We start from the raw sequence: 23,862 nt of genomic DNA on the forward strand, positions 1-23,862 counted from the left end.
GATTCGAGGTGACCGGTGATCCGCTTCGTCTGCACACAATGTCATCGCAAGATCGGCGTGCCCGATGAGGACGCCGGGCGGCGATGCAAATGTCCCGATTGCGGGACGGTGCTGAAGATTCCGCGTGCGCCGCAGCCGGGGCCGAAGCCGATGCATCTCATGGCCGACCTCGCCGCACTCGATGACGGGCCCCCGACGCCGATGCGCGAATTGCCCGGAGCGTTGCCATCATTGCCGACGTCGCACGGGCGCACCAGCGCCCGCGTGAGCGCGACAGGCGACGCCGAATCGTTCGACATGCCCGCACTCAAGTGGAGCGTGCTGGGCGGTATGACGGTCATCGCCGCGATGACGCTTCTCTTGGGCAATCTCGTCACGGGGCTGTTCTTCCTTTTCGTCCTGCTGGCGATGATCAATGGCTACTGGTTCGGCGCGAGCAAAGTCGCCGCGGTGTTCGGCGGACTGATCGCCGCCGCGCTTCTCGCCGCGCCGCTCGGGCGCGCCTTCGAAGGTCTGACCGCGTCGATCCTCGGCACGACCGGCATGACCAATCGCATGATCAGCATCGCACTCTTCGCCGTCGTCATCGTGATCGGCGCCACCGCGCTGCTTCAGATGGGCATTGGGCAGTGGATGAAGCGCAAGCCGCACTGGCGTCCGTTCGACCGGCCGCTCGGGGCGTGTCTGGGCATTTTCGAGGGCACTTTGCTGGGGTTTCTGATCATCTGGTCGATTCTGTCGCTGGAGCCCATCGCCGCCGCGGGCGCCGCCGCCGCACAGGAGCCCGACGCCGCGCCGAACCCCGCCGCCCAAGCGGTCGTCGCCATCGCGCACTCCGCACATGAAAGTGCGGTCGGGCAGATCGCCAGCGCGGTCAATCCGATGCGCGACATCCGCGTGTTCTCGCTCTTTGAAAAAGTGCTCATCGTGCTCAACAACCCGGCCGCGCGCGACGCCTTCGCCAATCACCCCGCCGTCGCCGCCATCCAGGAACGCCCGACCGTTCAAAAAGCCATGGAGATGCTCAAGGCCGATCCCGACCTGATGGCGATCATCGAATCCAAGGACGGCATCACCGGCGAGGGACTTCGCAAGATTCTCGACAGCGACACCGTCCTGCACATCGTCGACCGGACCGCCATCGTCGCCGAGATCAGCCCGATGATCGACCAGATTCAGCAGGCCGTCGACGATGCCTTCGCCCTCGCTCAGCAACACCGTGCCGACGACCCCAAGCTGCTGCCCGGTGAGCCGACTTTCTTCGGCGATTCCAAAACCCCGACGCCGCCGACGAATGCCGATCAGTAACTGTGCTCGTCCACCCTGACTTTCCCTCGGAATGTCCAGTAGATCACGAACGTGTACGTCGCCACGAACGGCAGACCGATGCCCGCGATGATCAACATGATCGAGAGCGTCTTGTGACTCGATGCGGCGTTGTAGATCGTCAGACTGTTGCCCGGCTCCGGATACGACCGCACCAGATTCGGAAACAGCGCCAAGGCGAACAGGCACACCAGCGCCGCGATCGTGATGCATGAACTGACGAACGCCTGTCCGTACCGGTCGTGATACAGCGCCCGGGGGATGTTCGCCACGGCAACGACGTTGGCGATGACGATCAGCGCCGCCCACGGGTACGCATCAAAGTGATCGATCGCCCCGGGCAGACGGGCGAGCGTGTACATCGTGGTCAGCATGTAGAGCACGAGGAAGACGCCCCACGTGTGCCACATCCACTCGCGCATCTTCTTCTGAAGTTCGCCCTCCGTCTTGAGGCACAAATAGATCGAGCCGTGCATGGCGAACATCGACACGGCGAGCAGGCCCACGAGCAGCGGATACGCGCCGAGCAGATCGACGAAACCGCCGGTGTAGACGCCGCGCTCGTCGAGCGGGAGGCCGAGCATGACGTTGCCCACCGCGACGCCGAAGAGCAGCGTGGCGAGCAGACTCGACCCGCAGAACGCCCAGTCCCACAAGCCGCGCCATGCCGGCGAATGCACCTTCGATCGGAACTCCAGCGACACGGCTCGGAAGATCAGCGCCGCGAGCAGCAACATGAAAGCCAGGTAATACCCCGAGAATATCGTGGCATACGCCTCGGGAAACGCGGCGAAGAGCGCGCCGCCGAACGTGACGAGCCAGACTTCGTTGCCGTCCCAGATCGGACCGATCGAATTGATGAAGACGCGCCGCTCCGCATCGGTGCGGGCCAGCGGGTGCAACATGCCGACGCCCAGATCGAAGCCGTCGAGAATGGCGTAACCGCTCAGCAGTACGCCCAGCAGGATGAACCAGATCACGTTCAGGTCCATGTCAGCGGCCCTCCGCGTCGGCGTCATGCGCCTCGGTCAGCGAGGCGCCATGCGAAGCCAGCGCCGCCGCCGCATCGAGGAGACTTTCAGTTACGTGTGGTTCCAGTTCCGGGGGTGGACCGTGTTGGATTTTGTGATTGAGGACGTACAGCCAGACCGCGCCGAGCAGCCCGTAAATCAGTCCGAACATGACAATCGACGCGAGCACTTCTTCACCCTTGATCGATCGGCTCACCGCGTCGCGTGTGCGCAGTCCCTGCATCGGGTCGTAGGCGACATGCCCCTCCGCATCGAGCAGCAACTGTCCGCTCGCATCGCGCGGCACCGGCGGATGCACGATCCACGGCTGCCGCCCCACTTCCGCCGCCACCCAACCCAACTCGTTCGCCGCCACCGCGCCGAGCACTGCGAAGACGAAGACCCACATGAGCCAGCGATGGTCAAAGAGCGTGCCGCGCCAGCGCAGAAACGTAGCCAGCAGCGTCAGGCCGACGAACCCCGTGCCCAGCGCGACCATGAGGTGATAGCTCAAAAAGCTCACGCCGACCGGTGGGCGATCATCGGGTTTGAACCGATCGAGTCCGTCGATGGGCGAGTGAAAATCGCCATGCACCAGAAAGCTCAACCCGCCGGGAATCGCCACGCCTGCGTGAACATCCTGCGACGCCTCATCGGGAATGCCGAACAGGTGCAGATCGCCCGGGCCGGTCTTGAAATGCCCTTCAAAAGCCGCGAGTTTCGCCGGTTGCTGCTCGGCGACCATGTCGGCGTTGAAGTGCCCCGAAATCGGCGCGGCCAGCGAAAAGATCGTCCCGAAAAGCAGCGCGCCGTTGAACGAGCGCCGGGCGAATTCCGTGTGCCGACCGCGCAGGATGTACCACGCACTGATGCTCATCACGAAGAACGCCCCCATGATGAAACAGCCGATGAGCACATGCGTCAGTCGATTGAGCGTCGACGGATTGAACACCACCGCCCAGAAGTCCACGACCTCCGCTCGCATCACCGGCATGCCGCCGACGATCCACGCCTTCCCGTCGCGCATCATCTCGACCACATGATGCCCCGCCGGCGTCTGCTGCCAGCTATTGGCCACCACGATCCACACCGATGAAAACACGCTGCCCAGCGCCACCATCAGCGCCGCAAAGAAATGCATCCGCGGCCCGACCCGGTCCCATCCGAATACCAGCACCGCTAAAAATCCGCTCTCCAGAAAGAACGCGAAGATGCCCTCCGCCGCCAACGCCGACCCGAACACGTCGCCCACGAAGCGCGAGTACACCGCCCAGTTCGTGCCGAATTCGAACTCCATCACGATGCCCGTCGCCACGCCGATGGCGAAATTCAGCGCGAAGATCTGCGTCCAGAATTTCGCCGCCGCGTGATAGACCGGGTCGCGCGTCCTGAGGTATCGTCCTTCGAGGTACACGAGCACGACGCCCATGCCGATCGTCAGCGGGGGAAACAGATAATGGAACATGATCGTCAGCGCGAACTGGAGCCGCGAAAGCCAGACGACGTCGAACTGGGCAAGCGTGAACATCGGCACTTCCCGCTGCGATCCAGTGAGCTACACCTTCGTCTTGTCGCGCCGATCCCAGCGCCAATCGACATCGGGGTCCTTGCTGAACTTCCCCGCCGCCTGCCAAAGACAATCGCGACAGATGATCGCATGATCATTCAGTCCTGCGCTGGGCGTCGGCGAAGGGTGAAACCAGCGCGGACGATCGACCGGCAGATCGTCCTGAATGCACATCGTGCACCGATACGGCCCCGACGGGGTCGACAAGCTCGGCAACGCCAGCTTGACGCACGACAGACAGATCACCGAACCGTGATGACCTTCCACCATCGGATTGACATTCGCATCCGCGTACGGATCCCAGTCCGTGCCGCAGAAGTCGCAGGAGATGATGATGCCGCCTTGTTCGGATCGCTGCATGGGGTTTCTGGTTTCGAGTTTCTGGTTTCTAGTTGCGGGTTTCGAGTTTCTGTTTCGATTACGATATACGAGAACGATCACGAGCACGAACTGATGGGCGACGACCTTCCCTGCATCTTATTCACGGCCTTTGAGCCCAGCGGCGATGAGCATGCCGCGCCGGTCATAACGGCGCTGCGGCTGCTCAAACCGGAGGTGCCGATTTACGCGCTGGGCGGGCCGAAGATGGCCGAAGCCGGGGCGACGCTGATCGAATCGACGGTGGACCGCGCGGCGATGGGGGCGGGCGTGATCACCAAGGCATGGGAGCATCGGGCGCGGCTCAAGCGGCTCGCGGCCTGGCTCGCGGCGCATCCGGTGGCGATCCATGTGCCGACGGATTCGCCGGCCGCGAACTGGGCGATCTGCAAGATGGTCAAGCGCCAATGGGGTTCATCGGGTGCGAAGGTGATGCACCTGGTCGCGCCGCAGGTATGGGCATGGGCTTCGTGGCGCGTGAGCCGGTTGCAGAAGTGGTCGGACGGCGTGCTGTGCATTCTGCCGTTCGAGCCGGCGTGGTTCGAGCCGTATGGCGTCAAGGCGCAGTTCATCGGACATCCGCTTTTCGATCACCCGCTCGATACCGAGATTCACGGTTGGGAATCGGTCAGTTACGCCAAGGGTCGGCCGCACATCGCACTCTTGCCCGGCTCGCGCGCGGGGGAAGTCAATGGCAACTGGCCGATCATGCAGCGCGTGTTCGAGTCGCTGCTGGCCAAGTATGAGGATGCGCATGGCGTCATCGCGGCGGCGGACGAAGCCGGGGCACAGCGCATTCGCGACATGAGCGGAGCGCTTCATCCGCGGCTGCGCATCGTCGTTAAACAGATGGACGCCGCGCTGGCGTGGGCGGATGTCGTGCTCAGCGTGTCGGGGACGGCGACGCTGCATGTGACGCGCCATCTGAAGCCCATGGCGATCCTCTACCGCGTCAATCCCGCAAGCTGGCACGGCGTCGGGCGCTGGCTCATGAACACCGGCACGTTCACCCTGCCGAACCTCATCGCCGCCGGCGGCCCGCATCGCGAGCCGGACAAACATATCGTCCGCGAATTCGTGCCCTGGCTGCACGGCCAAAAGAACGTCGAGCCCATCGTCGACGAACTGGTCTCGCTCATTGACGACGCCAAAAAGCGCGACCGCCAGATCGCCGCGCTCAAACAGGTCGTCACTCAATTCGACGGCCACCACCCCGGCGCCGAAGCCGCCGAAGCCATCGCGGCGTGCATGCGAAATGCATAATTATCCCGCCGTTTTGCCCAGTGCGAACGACAGAAGCAGTACGATCAGGACGAACAGCGCCATCAGCGCGAACCACTTGTCCCGCCGATTGGCGAAGAGCACGATCGTCGCGACGACACGCATTACCGGCGTGGCGATCAACACGAAAATCCCCAGCACGACGATCGCCCGGCCCTGAAAATGCACCAGGTCCGTCGCCACCTGTCCGATCGTCAGAGGGAACTTCGCATCGGTCGACGTCATGCGCTGCGTCTCCGCGGGGTCGTTGAGAAACGACGGATGTCGGGCGAACATGACGAGGACGCCGATCAGCACGATGATCATCGACGCGACGACGCCGGCGCGTAACAGACGCGAGAGCACCATTTCGGCGCGCGTGACGGGGGAATCGGGCGTGGTGGTCTCGGTCATTTGAGGGCCCCCATGAAAAGCCGGGCGGCGACGATGACGAGCACCACGCTGAACGCCGCGCGAAGCAGCGAGCTGCGCGTGCGGCGCATGACCTTGGCGCCGAGGGTCGATCCGACAAGGACGCCGACGAGGACGGGCGCGGTGATGAACGGGTCGATGTCGCCGCGGGCGAAGTAGACGCCGGCGGAGGCAGCGGCGGTGACGCCGATCATGAAATTACTCGTCGCCGACGAAGCTTTGAGCGGGACGCCCATGAGCATGTTCATCGTCGGCACCTTGATCGTGCCGCCGCCGATGCCGAGCAAACCGCTGGCAATCCCGGCGAAAATGCTCATGAACAACCCGAGCGGTGTGCGATTGACCTGATATTCGACTTGCGAACCGATCGCCGGATCGTAGTACGAGCCGCGCAGATCGAGCCGGCGGCTCAGGCCGTCGAGCTTCGGCGACGCCTCCGGCTCGTCGCGCCCGTGCAGCCACATGGCAAAGGCGGTGTAGGTCAGCAGCGCGGCGAAGATGATGGTGAGCCAGCGCGTTTCGACGAGGCCGGCGACGGTCGCGCCGATGAGCGCGCCGATCGTCGTGCCCATCTCCAGGTACATCGCGAGCCGAAAGTTCGTCAGGTGTTCCTTCACGTAGGCGGCGCCCGCCCCGCTGCTGGTGGCGATAACGGAAATGATCGAAGCGCCGATGGCGTAACGGATATCGATGCCCATGAGCAGCGTCAGGGCCGGCACGACGATGACGCCGCCGCCGAGGCCGAACATCGCGCCAAAAACGCCCGCCAGCACGGCGATGACGAATGTGATGAGCATGAACGCGAGCGGCGTCATGCCCGGACGCTATCGGAACGCGAACGGACATGCAAACCGCCGACGCTGGACTTTCGCCGGCGCCCGCTGAATAATGCGTTTATGCTCCGATGCCTGCTCGTCATCGCACTGTTCATGCAATCGCTGGTGCTCCCGGCTGCGGCGGCGCCGTCAACGCAGCCGGACTGCGGGCCGATGAAGGCCTGCTGCATGCATGCGTGCAAGTGCGAGGCGAAGCCGAGCGAACCCGCGCCGGATCGCACGCCCGCCCAGCGCGACGGCAACAATGAAAACACCCGTCATATTCTGGCCATGCCTCCCGTCGCGGCGACCGGCCTGTTCGCCCTGACCGCTTCGTGCGACCCGCTGCCGATTCTTGCGTGCCCCCCTGCCACATCACCCGACCGGCAGTCCCTTCTGTGCGTCTGGCGGAACTGATCGCGACCTTCGCGCCCTGATTGCGCGCTGATCGTGGTCAAAGCGTTCCGTTTTCCCGCAAACAGAAGGGTTTTCGATATGTCATGTTCAACATGGTCCGCCGGCGCGATGGTCGCGCTGGCGTTAATGATCACGGGTTGTCAGTCGACGCCGACGACCGCAAAATCGGCTCCTGCCTACTCGCAGGCGCCGGTATCGCCGCTGGGCGTCACGATGGTCGTGCACGGCATGTCGTGTCCGTTGTGCGCGACGAATGTCGACAAGCAGTTGCTTCGGGTGCATGGCGTGACGGGCGTATTCGCCAATCTGCAGGACGGGCGCATCGACGTCGCCGTCAATCCGACCGACCCGCCCACCGAGGCCGCGCTGGCCCATGCCGTCATCGAATCGGGCTTCACGCTCGTGAAGATCGACGAAAGCGGCGCTTCAACGACTCACCCCCGGACTAAGGAGTAATTTCATGCGTTCACCATTCCACGGCGCGACGGCATTTCTCGCCGTCGCGCTCATGTCGTCGTTCGCCATCGCCCAGCAGGCCGTGCATACCCCCACCGCCGCGCAGCCCTCGACCGGCGTGCTCATGGTCCGACAGCTCGTCGAGTTCACCCATTACGAAAACGACCCGACCGGCCTGGACCGCACCGTCGATGACACCATGCTCCTGACCGATCTGGCCTACGGGCTCACCAAGGACACCGTCGTCATGCTTCGCGCCCCCGTCCTCTTCCGCGATACAGACAGCCCGAACCCCGGCGTCGGCGGCAAGAACGAGGGCTTCGGCGATCTGCACGTCATGGTCAAAAAGCGCATCTGGCAAAACGACACCGGCCCGATCGACACCGCGCGACTCGGCCTCGTCACCGGACTGGACCTGCGCACCGGCAAAGCCCCCTTCGGGTCCGATTCCTTCGACCCGATGCTCGGCGTCGTCTACACGCAGATCAAGGGACGTCACGGCTTCAACGCCGCCGCTCGCTATAAGTTCAACACCGGCTCGCGTCCCAACCCCGTCCGTGCCGGCGATTCGAGCGCCGACATCGTCAACTATGAATTGGCCTACCTGTATCGCCTTGCCCCCGAGTCCTACGCCGCCGACACCAAAGGCGCGTGGTATGCCATCGCCGAGGCGCACGGAACCTACGAAACCAACGGCGACAACGAGCTGTTCCTCGCCCCCGGCGTGATGTACGAAGGCCGCAACTGGGCGCTCGAAGCGTCGGTGTCGCTGCCCGCATGGCAGGACCTTGATCATCGACCGGAAGCGAAATTCGTCGTGACGCTCGGACTGCGCCTGCTGTTCTGACCGCAACGGGCCACACAAGGAATCCCTCATGAATCGATCCCATTTCATCACGCTCGCCCTGCCTGCGACCATGTTCATCGCCGGCTGCGCGACCGTCGATACGCATGAAGCGATGACGAACGTCACGCAAATGGTGCACGACCGCGCCGGCGTCGAAACGCGCTGGCGGCAGGACACGGCGGCGGACTCGCAAGTCGATGACGCCCTCGCAAAATTGCTCGAAGAGCCGCTGACAAGCGAGGCGGCCGTCGAAATCGCTTTGCTGCGCTCGCCGGAGCTACAGGCGACGTACGAAGAGCTGGGCGTCGCGCAGGCGAATCTCGTCGAGGCGGGGCTGCTCAAGAACCCCGTGCTCGCGGCACAGGTGCGCTGGCCCACCGCGGGGAGCGGGACAAATGCGGAGATGAGTCTGGCGGCGGATTTTCTGGACCTGTTGATGATCGGGCCGCGCAAGCGGATGGCCGAGGCACAATGGCGTATGGCGCAGGCGCATGTGGCGGACGTCGTGCTCGATCACGTTGCGGCGGTGCGTGAGGCGTATTACGAGCTTGTCGCCGCACAGCAGCGGCGGAAGATGCGCGACGCCATCGCCGGCGCCGCCGACCTGTCGCTCGAGCTGATGACGCGCCTGCACGGCGCGGGCAACGTGTCGGACCTGGACCTGAGCCGGCAGCAGGACGCCCGGACCACCGCGCATCTGACGGCGGCGCAGCGCGCTTCGCAGGTCACGCAGGCGCGGGCGCGCTTGCAGGAACTGATGGGCCTCGATGCGACGCAGACGCAGTGGACCACAGCCGACCAACTCGCCGCGCCGGACACGACGGCCGACGCGGCGGCGCTCTTCGCGATGGCGCATGACCATCGACTCGATCGACAGGCGGCGGCGGACGAAGTGACGATGCTCGCCGACGCGTTGGGCGTGCAGAAGGATTGGGGCTGGCTGTCCTCCATGTCGGTCGGGCCGAATGCGGAGCATGATCTGGACGGCACATGGGTGGTCGGCCCGCACGTCGAGGTGACGCTGCCGATCTTCGATCAGGGTCAGCCCGAAACCGCCCGCGTCGTCGCCCGCCTGCGGCAAAGTCAGCGGAAGCTCGAAGCGATCGACCGCCGCATCGAGTCGCAGATCACGACCGCGCTCGATCAACTGCGACTGGCGCACGCGGCGGCGCAGCAATACCGCGATGTGCTCATCCCGCTGCGCACGTCGATCGTGAGTGAAACGCAGCGGCGGTACAACTTCATGCTGAGCGGCATTTTTGAGGTCATCGCCGCGCGCGAAGCGGAGTATGAAGCGTACGAGTCATCGATCGAAGCGATGCGCGATTACTGGATCGCGCACGCGCAGCTTGAGCGCGCGGTCGGTTGGCCGGTCACGGTCGAATCCGATGCGACACCGCCGACGAAGGCGCAGGACGAGTCGGACGCCGCAGCACACGAACATCATCACGACAAGGAGCATTGATATGACTTATCCCACACGACGCTGGATGCTGGGAGCGACGGCTTTGTCCGCCATGACCGGCGGCGCGATGCTGCGCCGCGCCGAGGCGGCCGAGGCGAACGACGGGCCGGTCAAACACGAGGATCATGGCGACAAGGACGACCGCTACACGCCGGTCGTCACAGTGGACGGCTCGACGATGCCGTTCAAGATCGTCGACGGCGTCAAGGAGTTCCGCATCGTCGCCGAGCCGATCGAACAGGAATTCGCGCCGGGAATGAAGGTCAAATGCTGGGGCTACAACGGCTCGACGCCCGGGCCGACGATCGAAGCGGTCGAGGGCGACCGCGTGCGTCTGTTCGTGACGAACAAGCTCGGGGAGCACACGACGATTCACTGGCACGGCTTGTTGCTTCCATGCGGGATGGACGGCGTGGGCGGATTGAATCAGCCGCAGATCGAGCCGGGCGAGACATGGGTGTATGAGTTCACATTGCGCCAGCACGGCACGCAGATGTATCACCCGCACGCGGACGAGATGACGCAAATGGCCTTCGGCATGATGGGCATGTTCATCATTCACCCGAAGAAGCCGGAACGGAAAGTCGACCGTGATTATGCGATCATGCTGCACGAATGGATGGTTCCGCCCGGCGCATATCGGCCGGACCCGAACGTGATGCTCGATTTCAACACGTTCACCTTCAACGGCCGTGTTTTCCCGGGGACTTCGCCGCTGCTTGCACAACTTGGCGAGCGCGTGCGCGTGCGCTTCGGGAATCTGTCGATGGATCAGCACCCGATTCATTTGCACGGCTACCAGTTTAAGGTGACGGGCACGGACGCCGGGCCGATTCCCGAGACGGCCCAGTGGCCGATGACCACGGTTCCCGTACCCGTTGGCGCGACGCGCGATTTCGAGCTCGTCGCCGACGCGCCGGGCGACTGGATCATGCACTGCCACAAATCGCACCACACGATGAACGCGATGGGCCACGACGTGCCGAACATGATCGGCGTCGATCAGCGCGAAGGCGATCTGGAAAAGAAGCTGCGCGCGTTGCTGCCGGGCTACATGGCGATGGGTCAGCAAGGCATGGCGGAACATCAGGACCACGCGCGTCACATGAAGGGCCCGGCCAACACCCTGCCGATGATGTCGGGCGAAGGCCCCTACGGCAACCTCGAAATGGGCGGCATGTTCACCATGCTCAAAGTCCGCGACCAACTCCCACGTGATGGCGGTGACCCGGGCTGGTACGAATACCCCAAAGGCACACAGGCGTGGAAGGTCGATGGGTAAGCGCGCGTACGATGTGTATTTCCGGGGCTTCGGCGCGTGGCGGCCTCAGTCCGCGGCTTTGGGCTGAATGCTGAGGGCTGAATGCTGAGGCCTGCTTTGCTCAGATCGTGCCGGACCAGTCGGGGGGGAAAAGCAGGACGGGGACGTGAGCGGCGCGGACGATTTGTTGGGGGATGTCGCCGGCGAGGAGACGGGCGACGCGGCCTTTGCCGGAGAGGCCCAGGACGATGAGCGTGGCGTTCTGGGCTTCGGCGGCGTTGAGGATGGCGCGGCCGATGTCGTCGCCGTAGAGGAGCAGACCTTCGGCGGGGATGTTGGATTCGGCGAGGCGGCTGGTCAGCGACGCGAGGGTCTGTTCGCCGCGCTGGCGGGTGTCATCGGTGGATTCGTCTTCTTCGGTGGGTCGGGCGACGTGGGCGACAATGACGGTGGCGCTCAAACGATCGGCGAGGTCGCGAATCGTCAGGTACAGCTTATCGCTGGCCCAGGGTGTGGAGACGGCTACGAAGATGCGACTGGCGGATGGCACGGGCGACTCCGGAATCGGGGTGCGGCCGACATTATACCGGGCGAGGTGCGGACGCGCATCATCATGATGCGCCCAAAGGCGGCGGACTCAGCGGGGCAGTTCGGCGACGGGCTGGGCAGCGGCCGGAGCGACGGGCTTGGCCTGAACAGGCGTGTGCACGTGCGGGCGGTACTGGAAGGCGTCGGCGGCGTGATGGCTGGCTTCGACGAGCCCTCCGGCGGCCAGCGAGAGGACGATGACGCCGATCGCCGACGCCACGGCGGCCAGCGAACGCGACGGCAGCGCCTCGATGCTCACCGCCTCGTCGGGGTCGGTCAGGTAGCAGGTGGCGATGATGCGGAGGTAGTAGAACGCGCCGATGGCGGAGTTGAGCAGGCCCAGCACGGCGAGCCAGATGTAACCGGCGCTGATGGCGGCGCCGAAGATGTAGAGCTTGCCCCAGAAGCCCACGAGCGGCGGGATGCCCGCCAGGGACAGGACGCAGAGGGCCATGATCGCCGCGTGCAGCGGGCGGCGTCGCGCCAGGCCGCGCAGATCATCGAACGACTCGGCTTCCTCGCCCGAGCGCTTGAGCAGACCCAGCACGGCGAACGCCCCGAGGTTCATCACGCCGTAGGCCACCATGTAGAACAGCACCGCCGCGACGCCGTTGCGTGCGGGCGACGTGCCGACGTCGGTGCCCGGGCCGGCGACGAGACCGATGAGCATGTATCCGCTGTGCGCGATCGAGGAGTAGGCCAGGACGCGTTTGACGTTGCTCTGAAGGAGCGCGAGCGTGTTGCCCACGAACATCGTCAGGACGGCCAGCACCCAGAACAGCGCCCCCAGTGCGGCGGTGTCATGTGCGCCGATCCAGCCGACCGCGTCGAGCAGGAGAATGAGCGTGAGGAAGCCCGCGGCCTTGGGCACGAAGGCGAGGAACGCGGTCACCGGCGTCGCCGCACCCTGATACACGTCGGCGACGTAGGTATGCATCGGCACGGCGGCGATCTTGAAGCAGACGCCGATGACGGCGATGATCAGGCCGGCGAGGCCGATGGTCGAGATGCCGTCTTCGGCGAAGATGACGTGAATCTGATTAAGATACGTGGTGCCGGTCGCACCGTAAATGAGGGCGAATCCATAGAGGAAAATCGCCGCGGACATGGCGCCGAGGAAGAAGTATTTCACCGCGGCTTCGGGGGCCTTGAGATTGCGGCGGCTGGTGGCGACGAGGACGTAGGTCGGCAGACTCGTCAGTTCGAGGGCGAGGAAAAGCCAGACCAGATCATCCGCCCCCGCGCAGAGCATCGCACCGACGAGCGAAAGGAGCAGGAAGCCGAAGAACTCGCCGCGGGAGGCGTCGGCGGGGTTGAATTTCGCGCCGGGGAGCGAAGCGTTGGCCTCGTCGGGCGTCTCCGCGGCGCCGACGAGCAGCGCCAGGCCGACGAGACAGATGGAGACTTTCATGAAGACGGCCATGGACGAGGTCGCCGCGGGCGAGGCGGTGGCGGCCATGATGGCGGCGATGAGCAGGCCCAGCGCGCTGATCGGATAAGTGGCGCGGCGGACGGCTTCGGTGGGGCTCAGTCCGATGATCATGACGGCGAAGGCGACGGCCGTGACGACGATCTCGGGCCAGAGGGTGGAAATCTTGGTGGCCATGCTCATCTCAATCATCGCGCCGCCTCCACGATCGAAACATGCGACGCATCGGTCGCCGGCGTGGCGTCGCCGAGGGTCGGATGCGCCGCGCGATACTCCATCGCCGCGCGGACCGGGCCGGTCGTGCGATCGATCGAACCTTCAAAGCTCCGCAGCATCGGCGTGGGATAAAGCCCGAGCACGAGGCACGCGACAGCCAGGGGCGCCAGCGTGACGATCTCGCGGAGGTTCAGATCGCTGACGGGGCCGTGGCCGTGATCATGTCCGTGAGCGTGCGAGCCGTGCGCGTCTTTGACGGGGCCCATGACGACGCGGCCGACCATGTAGAGAATGTAGATCGCGCCGAAGATGAAGCCCAGTGCAGCGACGGCGGCGTAGGGAATGCCCAGCACTTGCGAGCTGGTGTAGGTGCCGAAGACGGTCAGGAATTCGCCGACGAACCCGTTGAGTCCGGGGAGGCCGACGCTGGCGAAGCAGAAGAAGACGAAGAACGAGGACCAGACGGGCATACGTTTGCCGAGGCCGCCCAGTTCGGCCATTTCGCGTGTATGGAACCGGTTGTAGATCATGCCGATGCACAGGAAGAGCGCGCCGGTGGAGAGTCCATGGTTGATCATGTACATGACCGACCCGCCGACGCCGGCGGTGTTGAGGGCGAAGAGGCCGAGGATGCAGAAGCCCATGTGACTGACGGACGAGTAGGCGACGAGTTTCTTGACGTCGCTCTGCACCCAGCAGATCAGGGCGGTGTAGATGATGCCGATGATGCAGAAGACGGCGATGGTCGGGGCCATGTCCAGCACGGCGACGGGGGCCATCGGCAGGGCGAAACGGTACAGACCGTATCCGCCGAGCTTGAGCAGCACGCCCGCCAGCACGACTGAACCGGCCGTCGGCGCTTCGGTGTGTGCCAGGGGGAGCCATGTATGCACGGGGAACAGCGGGACCTTGACGGCGAATCCGCACAGCAGGCCCGCCAGGACAAGATGCTGGGCCGTCGTGTCGATCTGGGCCGGAACGAGCGGGAGCCACGAGAGGATCGCCGGGATGTGGATCGTCACATTGACGTTCGACATGGCCTTGGCGGCCTCGGTGAGCTGCGGGATGTTGAAGGTCCAGAAGCCCGTCTGAGCGGCGTTGAAATAAGCGACGTAGATCACCGCCGCAAGCGTCAGCAGCGAGCCGGTAAGCGTAAAGACGAAGAACTTCATGGCAGCGTAGTGACGGTTGCCCGAGCCGAAGATGCCGATCAGGAAAAACAGCGGCACGAGCGTCAGCTCGAAGAACACGTAGAAGAGGATCACGTCCGTCGCGGTGAACACGCCCAGCAGGGCCGACTCAAGGACGAGCAGCCAGGCGTAGAACTCTCGGGTGCGTCCGCGGGTATCGTCGCCGAAGGAGCCGAGGATGGTGATGGGCATGAGTACGGCGGTGAGGAGGACGAGCCAGAGCGCGACCGAGTCGATACCGAACGAGAGCCGCACGCCGAGCATTTCGACCCACGGCGCGGCGCTGGAGAGCTGATACGGCGCGTCGGCGGTCGGCGTCAGCGCCCAATCGAACTGACCGGCGGCGCAGAGCCCCAGCAGCAGGACGACGAGCGTCGTCAGCAGCGTCGTTCCGCGATACATGCCGTCGCGGCCCTCGGGCGATCCGATCAGCAGCAGCGCGCCCAGCAGCGGGACGAGCACCATCGCGGGCAACACCCACGAACCCCCCGCCGCGCCAAGCGTGTGAATCATTGCCAAATCCATATCAGCCCGCCATCACTTTCCAGACCACGAAGAAAAGCACGATCGCCACGCCGAAGCCCATCGTCAGGGCGTAACCCTGAAGCGGGCCGCGCTGCAGCGAGCGGCCGATGAATGCGGCCGCGCGCGGCGTGCGGCCGAAGAGCACGTCGATGATCAATCCGTCGATGATCACCTTGTCGAATAGATAGCAGATCCACGCGATGACGTTGAGCCCGCCGCGGATCACGAAGTTGTAGGCCTCGTCGATGTAATACTTGTTGTAGAGCAGCGTGACGATCGGCTTGGCGGAGGCGGCGATCTTGTCGGTCAGGTCGCGACGCATGGCATGGAAGAAATACGCCAGGGCGATCATCACGATGGCCCCCCCGCCGGTCACGATGCTGATCATCGAGTGCGCCGCTTCGTGCCGGGCGATTGCCGCTTCGTCATGATGCGCGGCGACGGCGGCGGTCGACGAATGGATCATGTTCTGCATCCAGTCGATGCCGAACATCCCGGCGAACAGCGCGCCCAGCGCCAGAATCACCAGCGGCAGATTCATCGGCCACCAGGGCATTTCGTGCGGCTCGTGATGCCCATGATCGTGATCATCGTGATGATGCTCGACGGGGTAACCGTGATGCTCGTGGCCCATCTCGTATTTCGTCTCGCCCAGGAACACGCGGAACCAGAGGCGGAACGTGTAGAACGCGGTCATCAGCGCCGTGATGATGCCGATCCAACCGAGGACGGGCCGGGCGATGAGCGCATCGGCGAGGATCATGTCCTTGGAGTAGAAGCCCGCCGTCAGGGGCACGCCGGCGAGGGCGAGACAGCCGATGAGCATCAGGATGGCGGTGACGGGCATCTTGGAGAACAGGCCGCTCATCTTGCGAAGATCGAGCTGACCGGCCATGGCGTGCATCACCGAGCCGGCGGTCAAAAAGAGCAGGGCTTTGAAGAAGGCGTGCGTGAACAGATGGAACACCGCGCCGGTCGTGCCCATGACGCCGACGCCCAGGAACATGTACCCGAGCTGCGAGAGCGTTGAGTAGGCCCAGACGCGCTTCAGGTCATACTGACACAGGGCGATCGTCGCGGCGAAGAAGGCGGTGACCGCTCCGACCGTGGCGACCAGCGCCAGGCACTGCGGGCTCAGTTCGAAGATATGGATCAGGCGGGCGATCATGTATACGCCGGCGGTGACCATCGTCGCCGCATGAATCAGCGCCGACACGGGCGTCGGACCTTCCATCGCGTCGGGAAGCCACACATGCAGGGGCAACTGAGCCGACTTGCCGAACGCACCGAGCATCAAAAGGAACGGAATCCACCATGCCAGCGTCTGCTGCCACGGCTCCAGCGACGCCAGATTCAAATGCTCCGCCGCCGGCAAAATCTTCGTGTACTGAATCGACCCGAAGAGCACGAACGTGCCCATCAGCCCGAGGGCGAAACCGAAGTCGCCGATGCGGTTGACGATGAACGCCTTCTTCGCCGCGGCGACCGCGCTGGGCTTGCGATAGTAAAACCCGATGAGCAGATACGATGCGGCGCCGACGCCTTCCCAACCCAGATAAAGCAGGAGCAGATTGTCCGCCAGCACGAGGCAGGTCATCGCGAAGATGAACAAGCTGATGTAGGCGAAGAATCGGAAGTAGCCGGGGTCGCCGCTCATGTAGCCGGCGGCGTAGATCGTGATGAGCGTGCCGATGCCGGTCACGACCATGAGCATGACCAGCGTGAGCGGATCGATGAAGAAGGAGAAGTCGCCGGTGAAGCCGCCGATGTTGATCCAGTCGAAGTAGTGGATGACGACGCCGCCGGTGTGCCCGGCTTCGGGGTAGGCGCGGAGGACGATGAAGCTGATGATGAACGAGCCGCCGACGGCAACGGCCGTGACCCACCCGGCGAGGTTTTTGAGCGTCGTGCTGCGCGTCGCGCCCAGCAGGCCGCAGAGGATCATGGACAAAAACGGCAGCGTCGGAATGAGCTTGGCCAGGTAGAGCGTCGAAGTTGTCGCGGCAAGTGTCGGCATGATCGTTTGGAGTAACCTCGTTTAACCTTTCATCGTGCTCCAGGCCTCGGCGTCGAGCGTATGCCGCCGTCTGAACAGCAGCACGACGAGCCCCAGCGCCAAGGCGGCCTCCGCGGCGGCGATCGTCAGCACGAAGATCACGAAGACCTGCCCGTCGAAGTTCATGTGGTACCGGCTGAATGCCACAAGCGTCACGATCACGCCCTGAAACATCATCTCGGTGCACAGGAACATGATGATCAGGTTGCGGCGGACCGTGAACCCGATCATGCCCAGGGCGAAAAGCATTCCGCCCACGAGCAGGTAGTGATTGAGCGACACAATGTCGAATGTTCCGTTCATGTCTTACCGTTTGCGGCGGGGCAGCGCCCCGCGCGTTTTCCGTCAATGCACGTTTTCATTCGGCGCTTCAGGCACGCGCTGGCGGGCGATGACGATCGCACCGACCATCGAAAGCAGCAGCACCACGCCGGCCAGTTCGATCCCGAGCGTATGACCCTTGAAAAGGTCCAGGCCGACGTAGTCGATGTTCGTGATGAATTCGCCCATGACCTTGGGCGTCAGGGCGACGCGCTTGGGCCGGGCGCCTTCGGAGGAGCGGACCAGCACGAAGCCGTCCTTGATGTCATCCTTGGCTTCGGGCGTCAGATGGTCTTCGGTCGTGATGAGCCCCTGCTGGCGGAGAATCGTTTCCAGGCGCGAGGCGTTGACGCGGCGGGGCATCAGGGCGGCGACGCTCGAAGCCGACTCGGCCGCGAAGCGCGGCTGCACCGGCTCGCCGAGGAAAATCACGTTGCCCAGCACCGCGATGAGCAAGAAGCCCATCACGACCGCCATCAGCGGCTCGCGGGCGCGAAGATCGTACGGAGCCGCCGTGTTCATCTCCTGCGCCGACTGCGGGAGCGTGGCGAGCATGATCACGAACATGTAGGTGATGAGGATCGCCCCGCCGTAGATGATGATCATGGCGAAGGCCATGAACTCGGACTGGAGCAGGACGAGCATGCCGGCGGTCGAGAGCACGACCAGCACGAAGTACAGGGCGGAGTAGACCGGGCGGGGATGCGAGATGACGCGCACGGCGGCGGCGAGGGAGATGAAGCTGAAGATGTAGAAGTAGACGCCGGGCGTATGCAGGGCGTCGTGCCCCTTGGCGAGATTGGCGAAGAGGGCGGCGAGCGTCGCCAGACCCAAAAGGGCGCCGACCTTGGCGCCGGTGCGGCGATGCGGAAGCATCAAGTAGACCGCCAGCGCTCCGCACACCGATGCGATGTAAAACAGATTCGATGTCATGTCAGGGCGATGCCCCTGATTCACAAGTTCTACAGGAACCGTCCAGACCACCGACGCTCGGGCGCGTCAACCGGAACTTCCGGGGGGTCTGTGAAAGACGTCACAATACGCACTTACCCCCCACTTTGCAACCGCGCCCGCCGGTGGAAAACCCACCGGTGCGGGGCAGGCCGCTGATGGCGGAACCGGATGGCGTGACAAGAGGTCATTGCAAAATGTCCCTTGCAAATTGAAAATTGAAAATTGAAGACCGGCCCTCCCGGCAATTCGCATTTTGCAATGGACAATTTTCAATTTTCAATGGCACATGCCTCCCAAAAAAAACAACCGCGTGATGCACGAGGCGTTACGACAGGCCTGCGGGCAACACGCGGTCGCGGTGTATGGCGAAATCAGGTGCGGATCAGCCGATCGCCGCGCTGCCTCGCTCGGCGGTGCGGATGCGCACGCACTGTTCCAGATCCATGACGAAAATCTTGCCGTCGCCGATCTGCTCGGTGCAGGCGGCGGTTTCGATGCCCTCGATGGCCGTCTCGAGATACTCATCGTTGACGGCGATTTCGAGCTTGACCTTGTCGATGAGCGTGCTGGTGACCTTCAGACCGCGGTACTGGTGGGACAGGCCCTTCTGACGACCGCGACCCTTGACGTTCGACGTGGTCACCAGATGAATGCCGCGTGCCTCCAGCTCAGCCAGAACATCGTGCGTGCGCTCCGGCTGAATGACGGCGATGATGTACTTCATGACGAGGGCTCCTTTACAGGGATAGAGGTTCCAAGTGACAGAGGCGCATAGACAAAGCCCATGCCAAATGATCACGCGACACAAGTCACGCAATCACAATATCTTGAACACCAAACAGCCCGCGCCTGTTCTGCTTATCGAATGAGCAGAACATAGGCGATTCATCATTGCGTGCCTATTTGGCGCGCAATCGCCGCATCGGATGCACACGAAAACGCCGCACTCACCCGATCGCCACGTTCCCTGTTTCGCCCGTGCGGATGCGGATCACATCATGCAGATCCAGCACGAAGATTTTACCATCGCCGATGTGTTCGGTCCGCGCCCCGGTCGTGATGGCGTCGATCGTCGGCTGAAGGTACTCCTCATTCACCGCGATCTCCAGCTTCACCTTCCGAAGCAGACGCCCCACTTCCTTGTGACCGCGGTATACCTGCGCCTCGCCCTTCTGTCGACCGTGACCCATCACCTGCGTCACCGTCACCAGATGCACCTCGCGCTGATACAGTTCATTGAGCACTTCATTCAAACGATCCGGCTGAATCACCGCAACGACGTATTTCATGGCACTTGCCCTTTCTTGTTTTAAATGACCACTGACCGCTGATGCCTTTAGTCCAGAACCGTGTACGCCACTTCCGCGTGTTCGGTCAGGTCCAGACCGACGCGTTCCTCGTGGTTCTCGGCGCGCAGGCCGACGATGGCGTCAACGACTTTGAGCAGCACGGCCGAGACGACAATGGAGTAGACGAGCGTGTAGGCCACCGCCTTGAACTGCACCAGGATCTGCACGCTGTTGCCGGCCAGCAGGCCGCCCTTGCTGTCCACGCCGTAACCGGCGACGGCCCAGATGCCCGTGGCGATCGCGCCCCAGATGCCCGAGATGCCGTGCACGCCGAAGACGTCCAGCGAATCGTCGTACCCGAGCCGCGGCTTGACCTTGGCGACGAAGATGTACGAGAGCACGCTCGCCCCGATGCCGATGCACATCGCACCCATCGGATCGACGTATCCGCTCGCCGGCGTGATGGCGACGAGACCGGCGACCGCGCCGGTGATGATGCCCAGCACGGTGGGCTTGCCGCCGTGACCGCCGCTGGAGGGCATGGCCCATTCAATGACCGACCAGGTCAACGCCGCCGCCGCCGTCGCAAGATGCGTCACGACGAACGCTCGCACCGCCTGATCGCTCGCCGCCCCGGCGCTGCCCGCGTTGAACCCGAACCACCCGAACCACAAAAGTCCCGCACCCAGCACCGCAAATGGCAGACTGTGCGGCGGACTGATCCCTTCTGGATACCCCTGCCGCTTGCCCAGAAGAATGCACGCCACCAGTGCCGCGATGCCGGCGTTGACGTGAATCACCGTGCCACCGGCAAAGTCCAGCGCCCCGTCGCCGCCCAGCGCAAAGAACCCGCTCGCCCCGCCCCACACCCAATGCGCCACCGGACAATACACCAGCAGCACCCACAGCGTCGTGAACACGCAGAACCCGCTGAACTTCATGCGCTCCGCGAACGCACCAATGATCAGCGCCGGCGTGATCACGGCGAACATGCACTGAAAGATCATGAACAGATACCCGCTGATCGCCAGGTTCGGCCATGCTTGCGTGAATGAAAGTCCATGCAGGAACAGGTACGTCGAAGGCGACCCGATGAACCCCCCCGCCGTGTCTTCGCCGAACGCCAGCGAGAACCCGACGATCGCCCACAGCACCGTGACGAGCCCCATGCACATGAAACATTGCATGAGCACGCTCAGCACGTTTTTTCGTCGCACCAGCCCGCCATAGAAAAACGCCAGCCCCGGCGTCATCAAAAGCACCAGCGCGCTGGCGACCAGCATCCAGGCCGTATCCCCCACGCTGATCGCATTCGCCGCCGGCGCCGCGACCGCCGCTGCCTTGAGTTCGACGACCGCCCCCGTCGTCGCCTCGCTCCCAACCGGCCCAACCACCGGCGTCTCCTGCGCCATCGCCCCCATCGCGCCGACCCCCAACACGAGCGCAAACCATAACCCAACCCAACCACGCCGCATCAACATGAACGACTCCTTTACAAGTGAACTCAAAGTGCCATTGACCAAACAACTATTCCGCGCCGTGACACATCCGCCCCCGGTGCCTCATATGGATGCAGTTACAGCGCATGCCTCACCAAACTCGTAACAAATCCCATGCCTCCCGCCTTCAATTCCGCCAACTCACGCCCACCCAGTGAATTACGCCGCACACCCCCACGTCTCCCACTGCACACTCATTAGGCATTGGCCCCGATATGCACCCGCGACTGCTTATTCTGCGCGCAGTCGCGATGGATAAATCGAGCAAACCGCGTCGCGGATGCGGATGCATGTTGTCGGCCTCCGCCATCCGATGTAGATTGCCGCTGCCATGAGTGAAAGTCTGTCGCATCCGGGGTCCGAACTGGCGGCGATTGAGGCCTTCGTCGCGGACAATGACGACCTGCTCAAACTCGAAGAACGCATCGGCCGGTTCAACATCTTCGACGCCCCGGGCATCGTCCGCGCCGAAATCCGCCACTCCAACTTCCTCGCCTGGCTCCTGGACCCCGCCGGGCATTCGAAGTCAAACTCACCGCCACGTCGCAGTCCACCTTGACGCGATAGCACAAACCGAAGACATCCGAAGCGCCTGTTCGGGGACATGGGTGGCGCTGTATCCTGCGTGCCTGTACCTTTGACAGGAGGTTTGAGCATGCCTCGAAAGGAGTCAGCGCACGTGTCTGAGCGGATGGAATTTGCGGTGATGGCGCGGCGCGGGCGGTAAGTGAGTTGTATCGGCTGTTCAGAATCAGCCGCAAGACGGTTTGATCAGGAGTGAAGGCGCTGACGCTGCATTGTCCGCCGATGATAATGTTGTCGTGTTCGATGCGTCGGCAGCCCTCGGAGGTTGTGGCCCAGTTGCGGTCCCACCCGCCGGGGCAGGTGAACGGAACCGACTCGCCGAAAAGCTAATCGACCCCCACCTGGCGCATCGCCAGATACGCGCCGACGTAGCCAAAGAGCGTCACGCTCAGGCCGACGCCGATCCATAAGGCAAGCTTCATTCGCATCAACGATGGCATCAACATCATTTTAGCGCAGAAAACTCCGCGCTCGTCGGTTAAACTTCCGCCATGTCCACCATCCGCCATCCGCTCATCGCCACGAAGATCATCGCGACCCTCGGCCCGGCGTCGCGCGAGCAAGCGATGATCAAGCGGCTCATCGACCACGGCGTCGACGTCGTGCGGCTCAATTTCTCGCATGGCTCCTTCGACGATCACGCCAACGTGCTCGCCGCCGCTCGCGCCGCGTCGCTTCAGGCCGGTCGCCCCATCGCGGTGCTCGGCGATCTGTGCGGGCCGAAGATTCGGCTCTCGGACATCGCCGACCGGCCGATCGAGACCGGCGAAGTATTGCGCATCGGGCGCGGGCCCGCCGAGAACGCGGTGCATATCAACTACGACCGATTCCTGGACGAGGTGCAGGTCGGTCATCGCGTGCTCATCGACGACGGCGCCCTGCGGTTCATCGTCGTCGAGAAGGCGGCGGACGTCATCACATGCAGTTGCACGCACGGCGGCATCCTCAAGTCGCGCAAGGGCGTGAACCTGCCCGACACGAAACTCTCGCTCGATTCGCTCACCGAGCACGACCGCAACTGCGTCAAGTGGGCGATCGAGCATCAGGTTGATTACCTGGCGCTGTCGTTTGTGCGCAGCGCGGCGGACATGAATCTGCTGCGCCAGCTTGTGGAGCCGCACGATCCGAACATTCATCTGGTGGCGAAGATCGAAAAGCCCGAGGCGATGAAGGAGATCGATTCGATCATCGAAGCCAGCGACGCCATCATGATCGCGCGCGGTGATCTGGGCGTGGAGATGGATTTGGCCCAGGTGCCGATCATTCAGAAGGATTTGATCCAGCGGTGCAGGAAGGTGGGCAAGACGGTGATCGTGGCGACGCAGATGCTTCAGAGCATGGTCGAGTCGCCGACGCCGACGCGGGCGGAGGCGTCGGACGTCGCCAACGCCATCTTCGACGGCACGGACGCCATCATGCTCAGCGGCGAAACCGCGGCGGGCAAACACCCGGACCTTGCGGCGGCGGCGATGGACCACATCGCGGCGGAGATCGAAGCGTATCTGCGCAAGCAGGCGGTGCAGGGCGAGCACCCGATGCCGGTGGTGCATATCCGCGAGTTGGATGCGGCACTGGCGCGGGGGGCATGGCAGGTGGTGCACTCGCTGGCGATCAAGGCGGTCGTCGTATTCAGCCGGGGCGGGGCCAATGCGCGGGTGTTCTCGAAGTTGCGCCTGCCGGTGCCGGTCGTCGCGCTGACGCAGGACCCGCGCACGGCGCGGCGGCTGTGCCTCTACTACGGGATCGTGCCGCGCCTCGTCAAAGCGCCGGACAACACCAACGCGCAGGTGCGATGCGTGACGGACATGATGCTCAAGCTGGGCATCGCCGGCCCGGGCGAACGCGTGGTCATCATCGGCGGAATCGCCGCCGACGGCGAACCCGTCGTCAGCTCCAACGCCATCATGGTTCATGAAATCACGGCGCATGGGCTTGATAGCTAAGGCGTCAGACGTCAGGTCTCAGCCGTCAGCCAG

22 protein-coding genes are annotated in these 23,862 nt (G+C 63.7%); 9 read left to right on the forward strand and 13 right to left on the reverse strand.

From position 1 onward, the window contains the following. Positions 1 to 15 precede the first annotated feature (15 nt). Positions 16 to 1,308 carry a hypothetical protein gene (locus tag GC162_07905; protein MBI1368565.1) on the forward strand — a complete coding sequence of 431 codons (1,293 nt, stop codon included), beginning with the start codon at positions 16 to 18 and terminating at the stop codon, positions 1,306 to 1,308. On the opposite strand, the gene cydB is transcribed toward GC162_07905, so the two are convergent. Both cydB and GC162_07915 read right to left on the reverse strand, forming a co-directional pair. Continuing rightward, positions 1,302 to 2,318, reverse strand: coding sequence for a cytochrome d ubiquinol oxidase subunit II (gene cydB / locus GC162_07910; GenBank protein MBI1368566.1), 1,017 nt, complete (start codon positions 2,316 to 2,318; stop codon positions 1,302 to 1,304). The genes GC162_07905 and cydB overlap by 7 nt on opposite strands. A 1-nt stretch (position 2,319) precedes the next feature. Next, on the reverse strand, positions 2,320 to 3,864 hold the full coding sequence (locus tag GC162_07915) for a cytochrome ubiquinol oxidase subunit I (protein ID MBI1368567.1): 1,545 nt from the start codon (positions 3,862 to 3,864) through the stop codon (positions 2,320 to 2,322). On the opposite strand from GC162_07915, the gene GC162_07920 reads away from it, so the two are divergent. Further along, positions 3,793 to 5,544 carry a hypothetical protein gene (locus GC162_07920; GenBank protein ID MBI1368568.1) on the forward strand — a complete coding sequence of 584 codons (1,752 nt, stop codon included), beginning with the start codon at positions 3,793 to 3,795 and terminating at the stop codon, positions 5,542 to 5,544. The two genes, GC162_07915 and GC162_07920, sit on opposite strands and share 72 nt — an antisense overlap. On the opposite strand, the gene GC162_07925 is transcribed toward GC162_07920, so the two are convergent. Then, positions 5,545 to 5,955, reverse strand: coding sequence for a DUF1634 domain-containing protein (locus tag GC162_07925; GenBank protein ID MBI1368569.1), 411 nt, complete (start codon positions 5,953 to 5,955; stop codon positions 5,545 to 5,547). It abuts the gene before it with no gap. After that, positions 5,952 to 6,788, reverse strand: a complete 837-nt coding sequence (locus tag GC162_07930) for a TSUP family transporter (GenBank protein MBI1368570.1) — start codon at positions 6,786 to 6,788, stop codon at positions 5,952 to 5,954. Before GC162_07930 ends, GC162_07925 begins: the two co-directional genes overlap by 4 nt. Before the next feature lie 81 nt (positions 6,789 to 6,869). Here GC162_07930 and GC162_07935 point away from each other — a divergent pair, with 81 nt between their 5' ends. The 5 genes from GC162_07935 to GC162_07955 all read left to right on the forward strand — a co-directional run bounded on the left by GC162_07935 (position 6,870) and on the right by GC162_07955 (position 11,255). Then, the gene (locus tag GC162_07935; protein ID MBI1368571.1) at positions 6,870 to 7,205 is read left to right on the forward strand and encodes a hypothetical protein; all 336 of its coding nucleotides are present in this window, start codon (positions 6,870 to 6,872) and stop codon (positions 7,203 to 7,205) included. Positions 7,206 to 7,283: 78 nt separating this feature from the next. Next, positions 7,284 to 7,661 (forward strand): hypothetical protein, encoded by a 378-nt coding sequence (locus tag GC162_07940; protein MBI1368572.1) that lies wholly within the window; start codon positions 7,284 to 7,286, stop codon positions 7,659 to 7,661. Positions 7,662 to 7,665: 4 nt separating this feature from the next. Further along, positions 7,666 to 8,508, forward strand: coding sequence for a hypothetical protein (locus GC162_07945; protein MBI1368573.1), 843 nt, complete (start codon positions 7,666 to 7,668; stop codon positions 8,506 to 8,508). Between the two features lie 28 nt (positions 8,509 to 8,536). Beyond that, positions 8,537 to 9,973 carry a hypothetical protein gene (locus tag GC162_07950; protein ID MBI1368574.1) on the forward strand — a complete coding sequence of 479 codons (1,437 nt, stop codon included), beginning with the start codon at positions 8,537 to 8,539 and terminating at the stop codon, positions 9,971 to 9,973. A 25-nt stretch (positions 9,974 to 9,998) separates the two neighbouring features. After that, entirely contained in the window at positions 9,999 to 11,255 is a 1,257-nt protein-coding gene (locus tag GC162_07955) for a multicopper oxidase domain-containing protein (protein ID MBI1368575.1), read from the forward strand. A gap of 100 nt (positions 11,256 to 11,355) precedes the next feature. Here GC162_07955 and GC162_07960 read toward each other — a convergent pair whose 3' ends face one another. From GC162_07960 to amt, 9 genes are all read right to left on the reverse strand, one after another. Continuing rightward, on the reverse strand, positions 11,356 to 11,799 hold the full coding sequence (locus GC162_07960) for a hypothetical protein (GenBank protein MBI1368576.1): 444 nt from the start codon (positions 11,797 to 11,799) through the stop codon (positions 11,356 to 11,358). A 72-nt stretch (positions 11,800 to 11,871) separates the two neighbouring features. After that, positions 11,872 to 13,443 carry an NADH-quinone oxidoreductase subunit NuoN gene (gene nuoN / locus GC162_07965; protein ID MBI1368577.1) on the reverse strand — a complete coding sequence of 524 codons (1,572 nt, stop codon included), beginning with the start codon at positions 13,441 to 13,443 and terminating at the stop codon, positions 11,872 to 11,874. Then, the gene (locus GC162_07970) at positions 13,440 to 15,182 is read right to left on the reverse strand and encodes an NADH-quinone oxidoreductase subunit M (GenBank protein MBI1368578.1); all 1,743 of its coding nucleotides are present in this window, start codon (positions 15,180 to 15,182) and stop codon (positions 13,440 to 13,442) included. The genes nuoN and GC162_07970 overlap by 4 nt, the downstream gene beginning before the upstream one ends. A 1-nt stretch (position 15,183) precedes the next feature. Then, positions 15,184 to 17,199, reverse strand: coding sequence for an NADH-quinone oxidoreductase subunit L (nuoL, locus tag GC162_07975; protein MBI1368579.1), 2,016 nt, complete (start codon positions 17,197 to 17,199; stop codon positions 15,184 to 15,186). A 21-nt stretch (positions 17,200 to 17,220) separates the two neighbouring features. Next, positions 17,221 to 17,541, reverse strand: coding sequence for an NADH-quinone oxidoreductase subunit NuoK (gene nuoK, locus GC162_07980; GenBank protein MBI1368580.1), 321 nt, complete (start codon positions 17,539 to 17,541; stop codon positions 17,221 to 17,223). A gap of 42 nt (positions 17,542 to 17,583) precedes the next feature. Continuing rightward, on the reverse strand, positions 17,584 to 18,492 hold the full coding sequence (locus tag GC162_07985) for a hypothetical protein (protein MBI1368581.1): 909 nt from the start codon (positions 18,490 to 18,492) through the stop codon (positions 17,584 to 17,586). A 403-nt stretch (positions 18,493 to 18,895) separates the two neighbouring features. Further along, on the reverse strand, positions 18,896 to 19,237 hold the full coding sequence (locus GC162_07990) for a hypothetical protein (protein ID MBI1368582.1): 342 nt from the start codon (positions 19,235 to 19,237) through the stop codon (positions 18,896 to 18,898). 223 nt (positions 19,238 to 19,460) lie between these two features. After that, positions 19,461 to 19,802: a transcriptional regulator gene (locus tag GC162_07995; GenBank protein MBI1368583.1), complete on the reverse strand. Its 342-nt coding sequence runs from the start codon at positions 19,800 to 19,802 to the stop codon at positions 19,461 to 19,463. A 47-nt stretch (positions 19,803 to 19,849) separates the two neighbouring features. Then, positions 19,850 to 21,109, reverse strand: a complete 1,260-nt coding sequence (gene amt, locus GC162_08000; protein MBI1368584.1) for an ammonium transporter — start codon at positions 21,107 to 21,109, stop codon at positions 19,850 to 19,852. 523 nt (positions 21,110 to 21,632) lie between these two features. On the opposite strand from amt, the gene GC162_08005 reads away from it, so the two are divergent. Together GC162_08005 and pyk are read left to right on the forward strand one after the other, a co-directional pair. Next, on the forward strand, positions 21,633 to 21,860 hold the full coding sequence (locus GC162_08005) for a hypothetical protein (GenBank protein MBI1368585.1): 228 nt from the start codon (positions 21,633 to 21,635) through the stop codon (positions 21,858 to 21,860). Positions 21,861 to 22,377: 517 nt separating this feature from the next. Then, entirely contained in the window at positions 22,378 to 23,829 is a 1,452-nt protein-coding gene (pyk, locus tag GC162_08010; protein ID MBI1368586.1) for a pyruvate kinase, read from the forward strand. The last annotated feature ends 33 nt before the right edge of the window (positions 23,830 to 23,862 follow it).

The organism is Planctomycetota bacterium, assembly GCA_016125255.1.
GTDB lineage: Bacteria > Planctomycetota > Phycisphaerae > Phycisphaerales > Zrk34 > RI-421.

Bases quoted from the DNA above. Each gene is read 5' to 3' on its own strand.
- GC162_07970 (MBI1368578.1), bottom strand. From the start codon at position 15,182: ATGGATTTGGCAATGATTCACACGCTTGGCGCGGCGGGGGGTTCGTGG.
- GC162_07925 (MBI1368569.1), bottom strand. From the start codon at position 5,955: ATGACCGAGACCACCACGCCCGATTCCCCCGTCACGCGCGCCGAAATG.
- GC162_07940 (MBI1368572.1), top strand. From the start codon at position 7,284: ATGTCATGTTCAACATGGTCCGCCGGCGCGATGGTCGCGCTGGCGTTA.
- GC162_07945 (MBI1368573.1), top strand. From the start codon at position 7,666: ATGCGTTCACCATTCCACGGCGCGACGGCATTTCTCGCCGTCGCGCTC.
- pyk (MBI1368586.1), top strand. From the start codon at position 22,378: ATGTCCACCATCCGCCATCCGCTCATCGCCACGAAGATCATCGCGACC.
- GC162_08005 (MBI1368585.1), top strand. From the start codon at position 21,633: ATGAGTGAAAGTCTGTCGCATCCGGGGTCCGAACTGGCGGCGATTGAG.
- GC162_07930 (MBI1368570.1), bottom strand. From the start codon at position 6,788: ATGACGCCGCTCGCGTTCATGCTCATCACATTCGTCATCGCCGTGCTG.
- GC162_07915 (MBI1368567.1), bottom strand. From the start codon at position 3,864: ATGTTCACGCTTGCCCAGTTCGACGTCGTCTGGCTTTCGCGGCTCCAG.
- cydB (MBI1368566.1), bottom strand. From the start codon at position 2,318: ATGGACCTGAACGTGATCTGGTTCATCCTGCTGGGCGTACTGCTGAGC.
- nuoK (MBI1368580.1), bottom strand. From the start codon at position 17,541: ATGAACGGAACATTCGACATTGTGTCGCTCAATCACTACCTGCTCGTG.
- GC162_07995 (MBI1368583.1), bottom strand. From the start codon at position 19,802: ATGAAATACGTCGTTGCGGTGATTCAGCCGGATCGTTTGAATGAAGTG.
- GC162_07955 (MBI1368575.1), top strand. From the start codon at position 9,999: ATGCTGGGAGCGACGGCTTTGTCCGCCATGACCGGCGGCGCGATGCTG.
- GC162_07950 (MBI1368574.1), top strand. From the start codon at position 8,537: ATGAATCGATCCCATTTCATCACGCTCGCCCTGCCTGCGACCATGTTC.
- GC162_07985 (MBI1368581.1), bottom strand. From the start codon at position 18,492: ATGACATCGAATCTGTTTTACATCGCATCGGTGTGCGGAGCGCTGGCG.
- nuoN (MBI1368577.1), bottom strand. From the start codon at position 13,443: ATGATTGAGATGAGCATGGCCACCAAGATTTCCACCCTCTGGCCCGAG.
- nuoL (MBI1368579.1), bottom strand. From the start codon at position 17,199: ATGCCGACACTTGCCGCGACAACTTCGACGCTCTACCTGGCCAAGCTC.
- GC162_07935 (MBI1368571.1), top strand. From the start codon at position 6,870: ATGCTCCGATGCCTGCTCGTCATCGCACTGTTCATGCAATCGCTGGTG.
- GC162_07920 (MBI1368568.1), top strand. From the start codon at position 3,793: ATGGAACATGATCGTCAGCGCGAACTGGAGCCGCGAAAGCCAGACGAC.
- GC162_07990 (MBI1368582.1), bottom strand. From the start codon at position 19,237: ATGAAGTACATCATCGCCGTCATTCAGCCGGAGCGCACGCACGATGTT.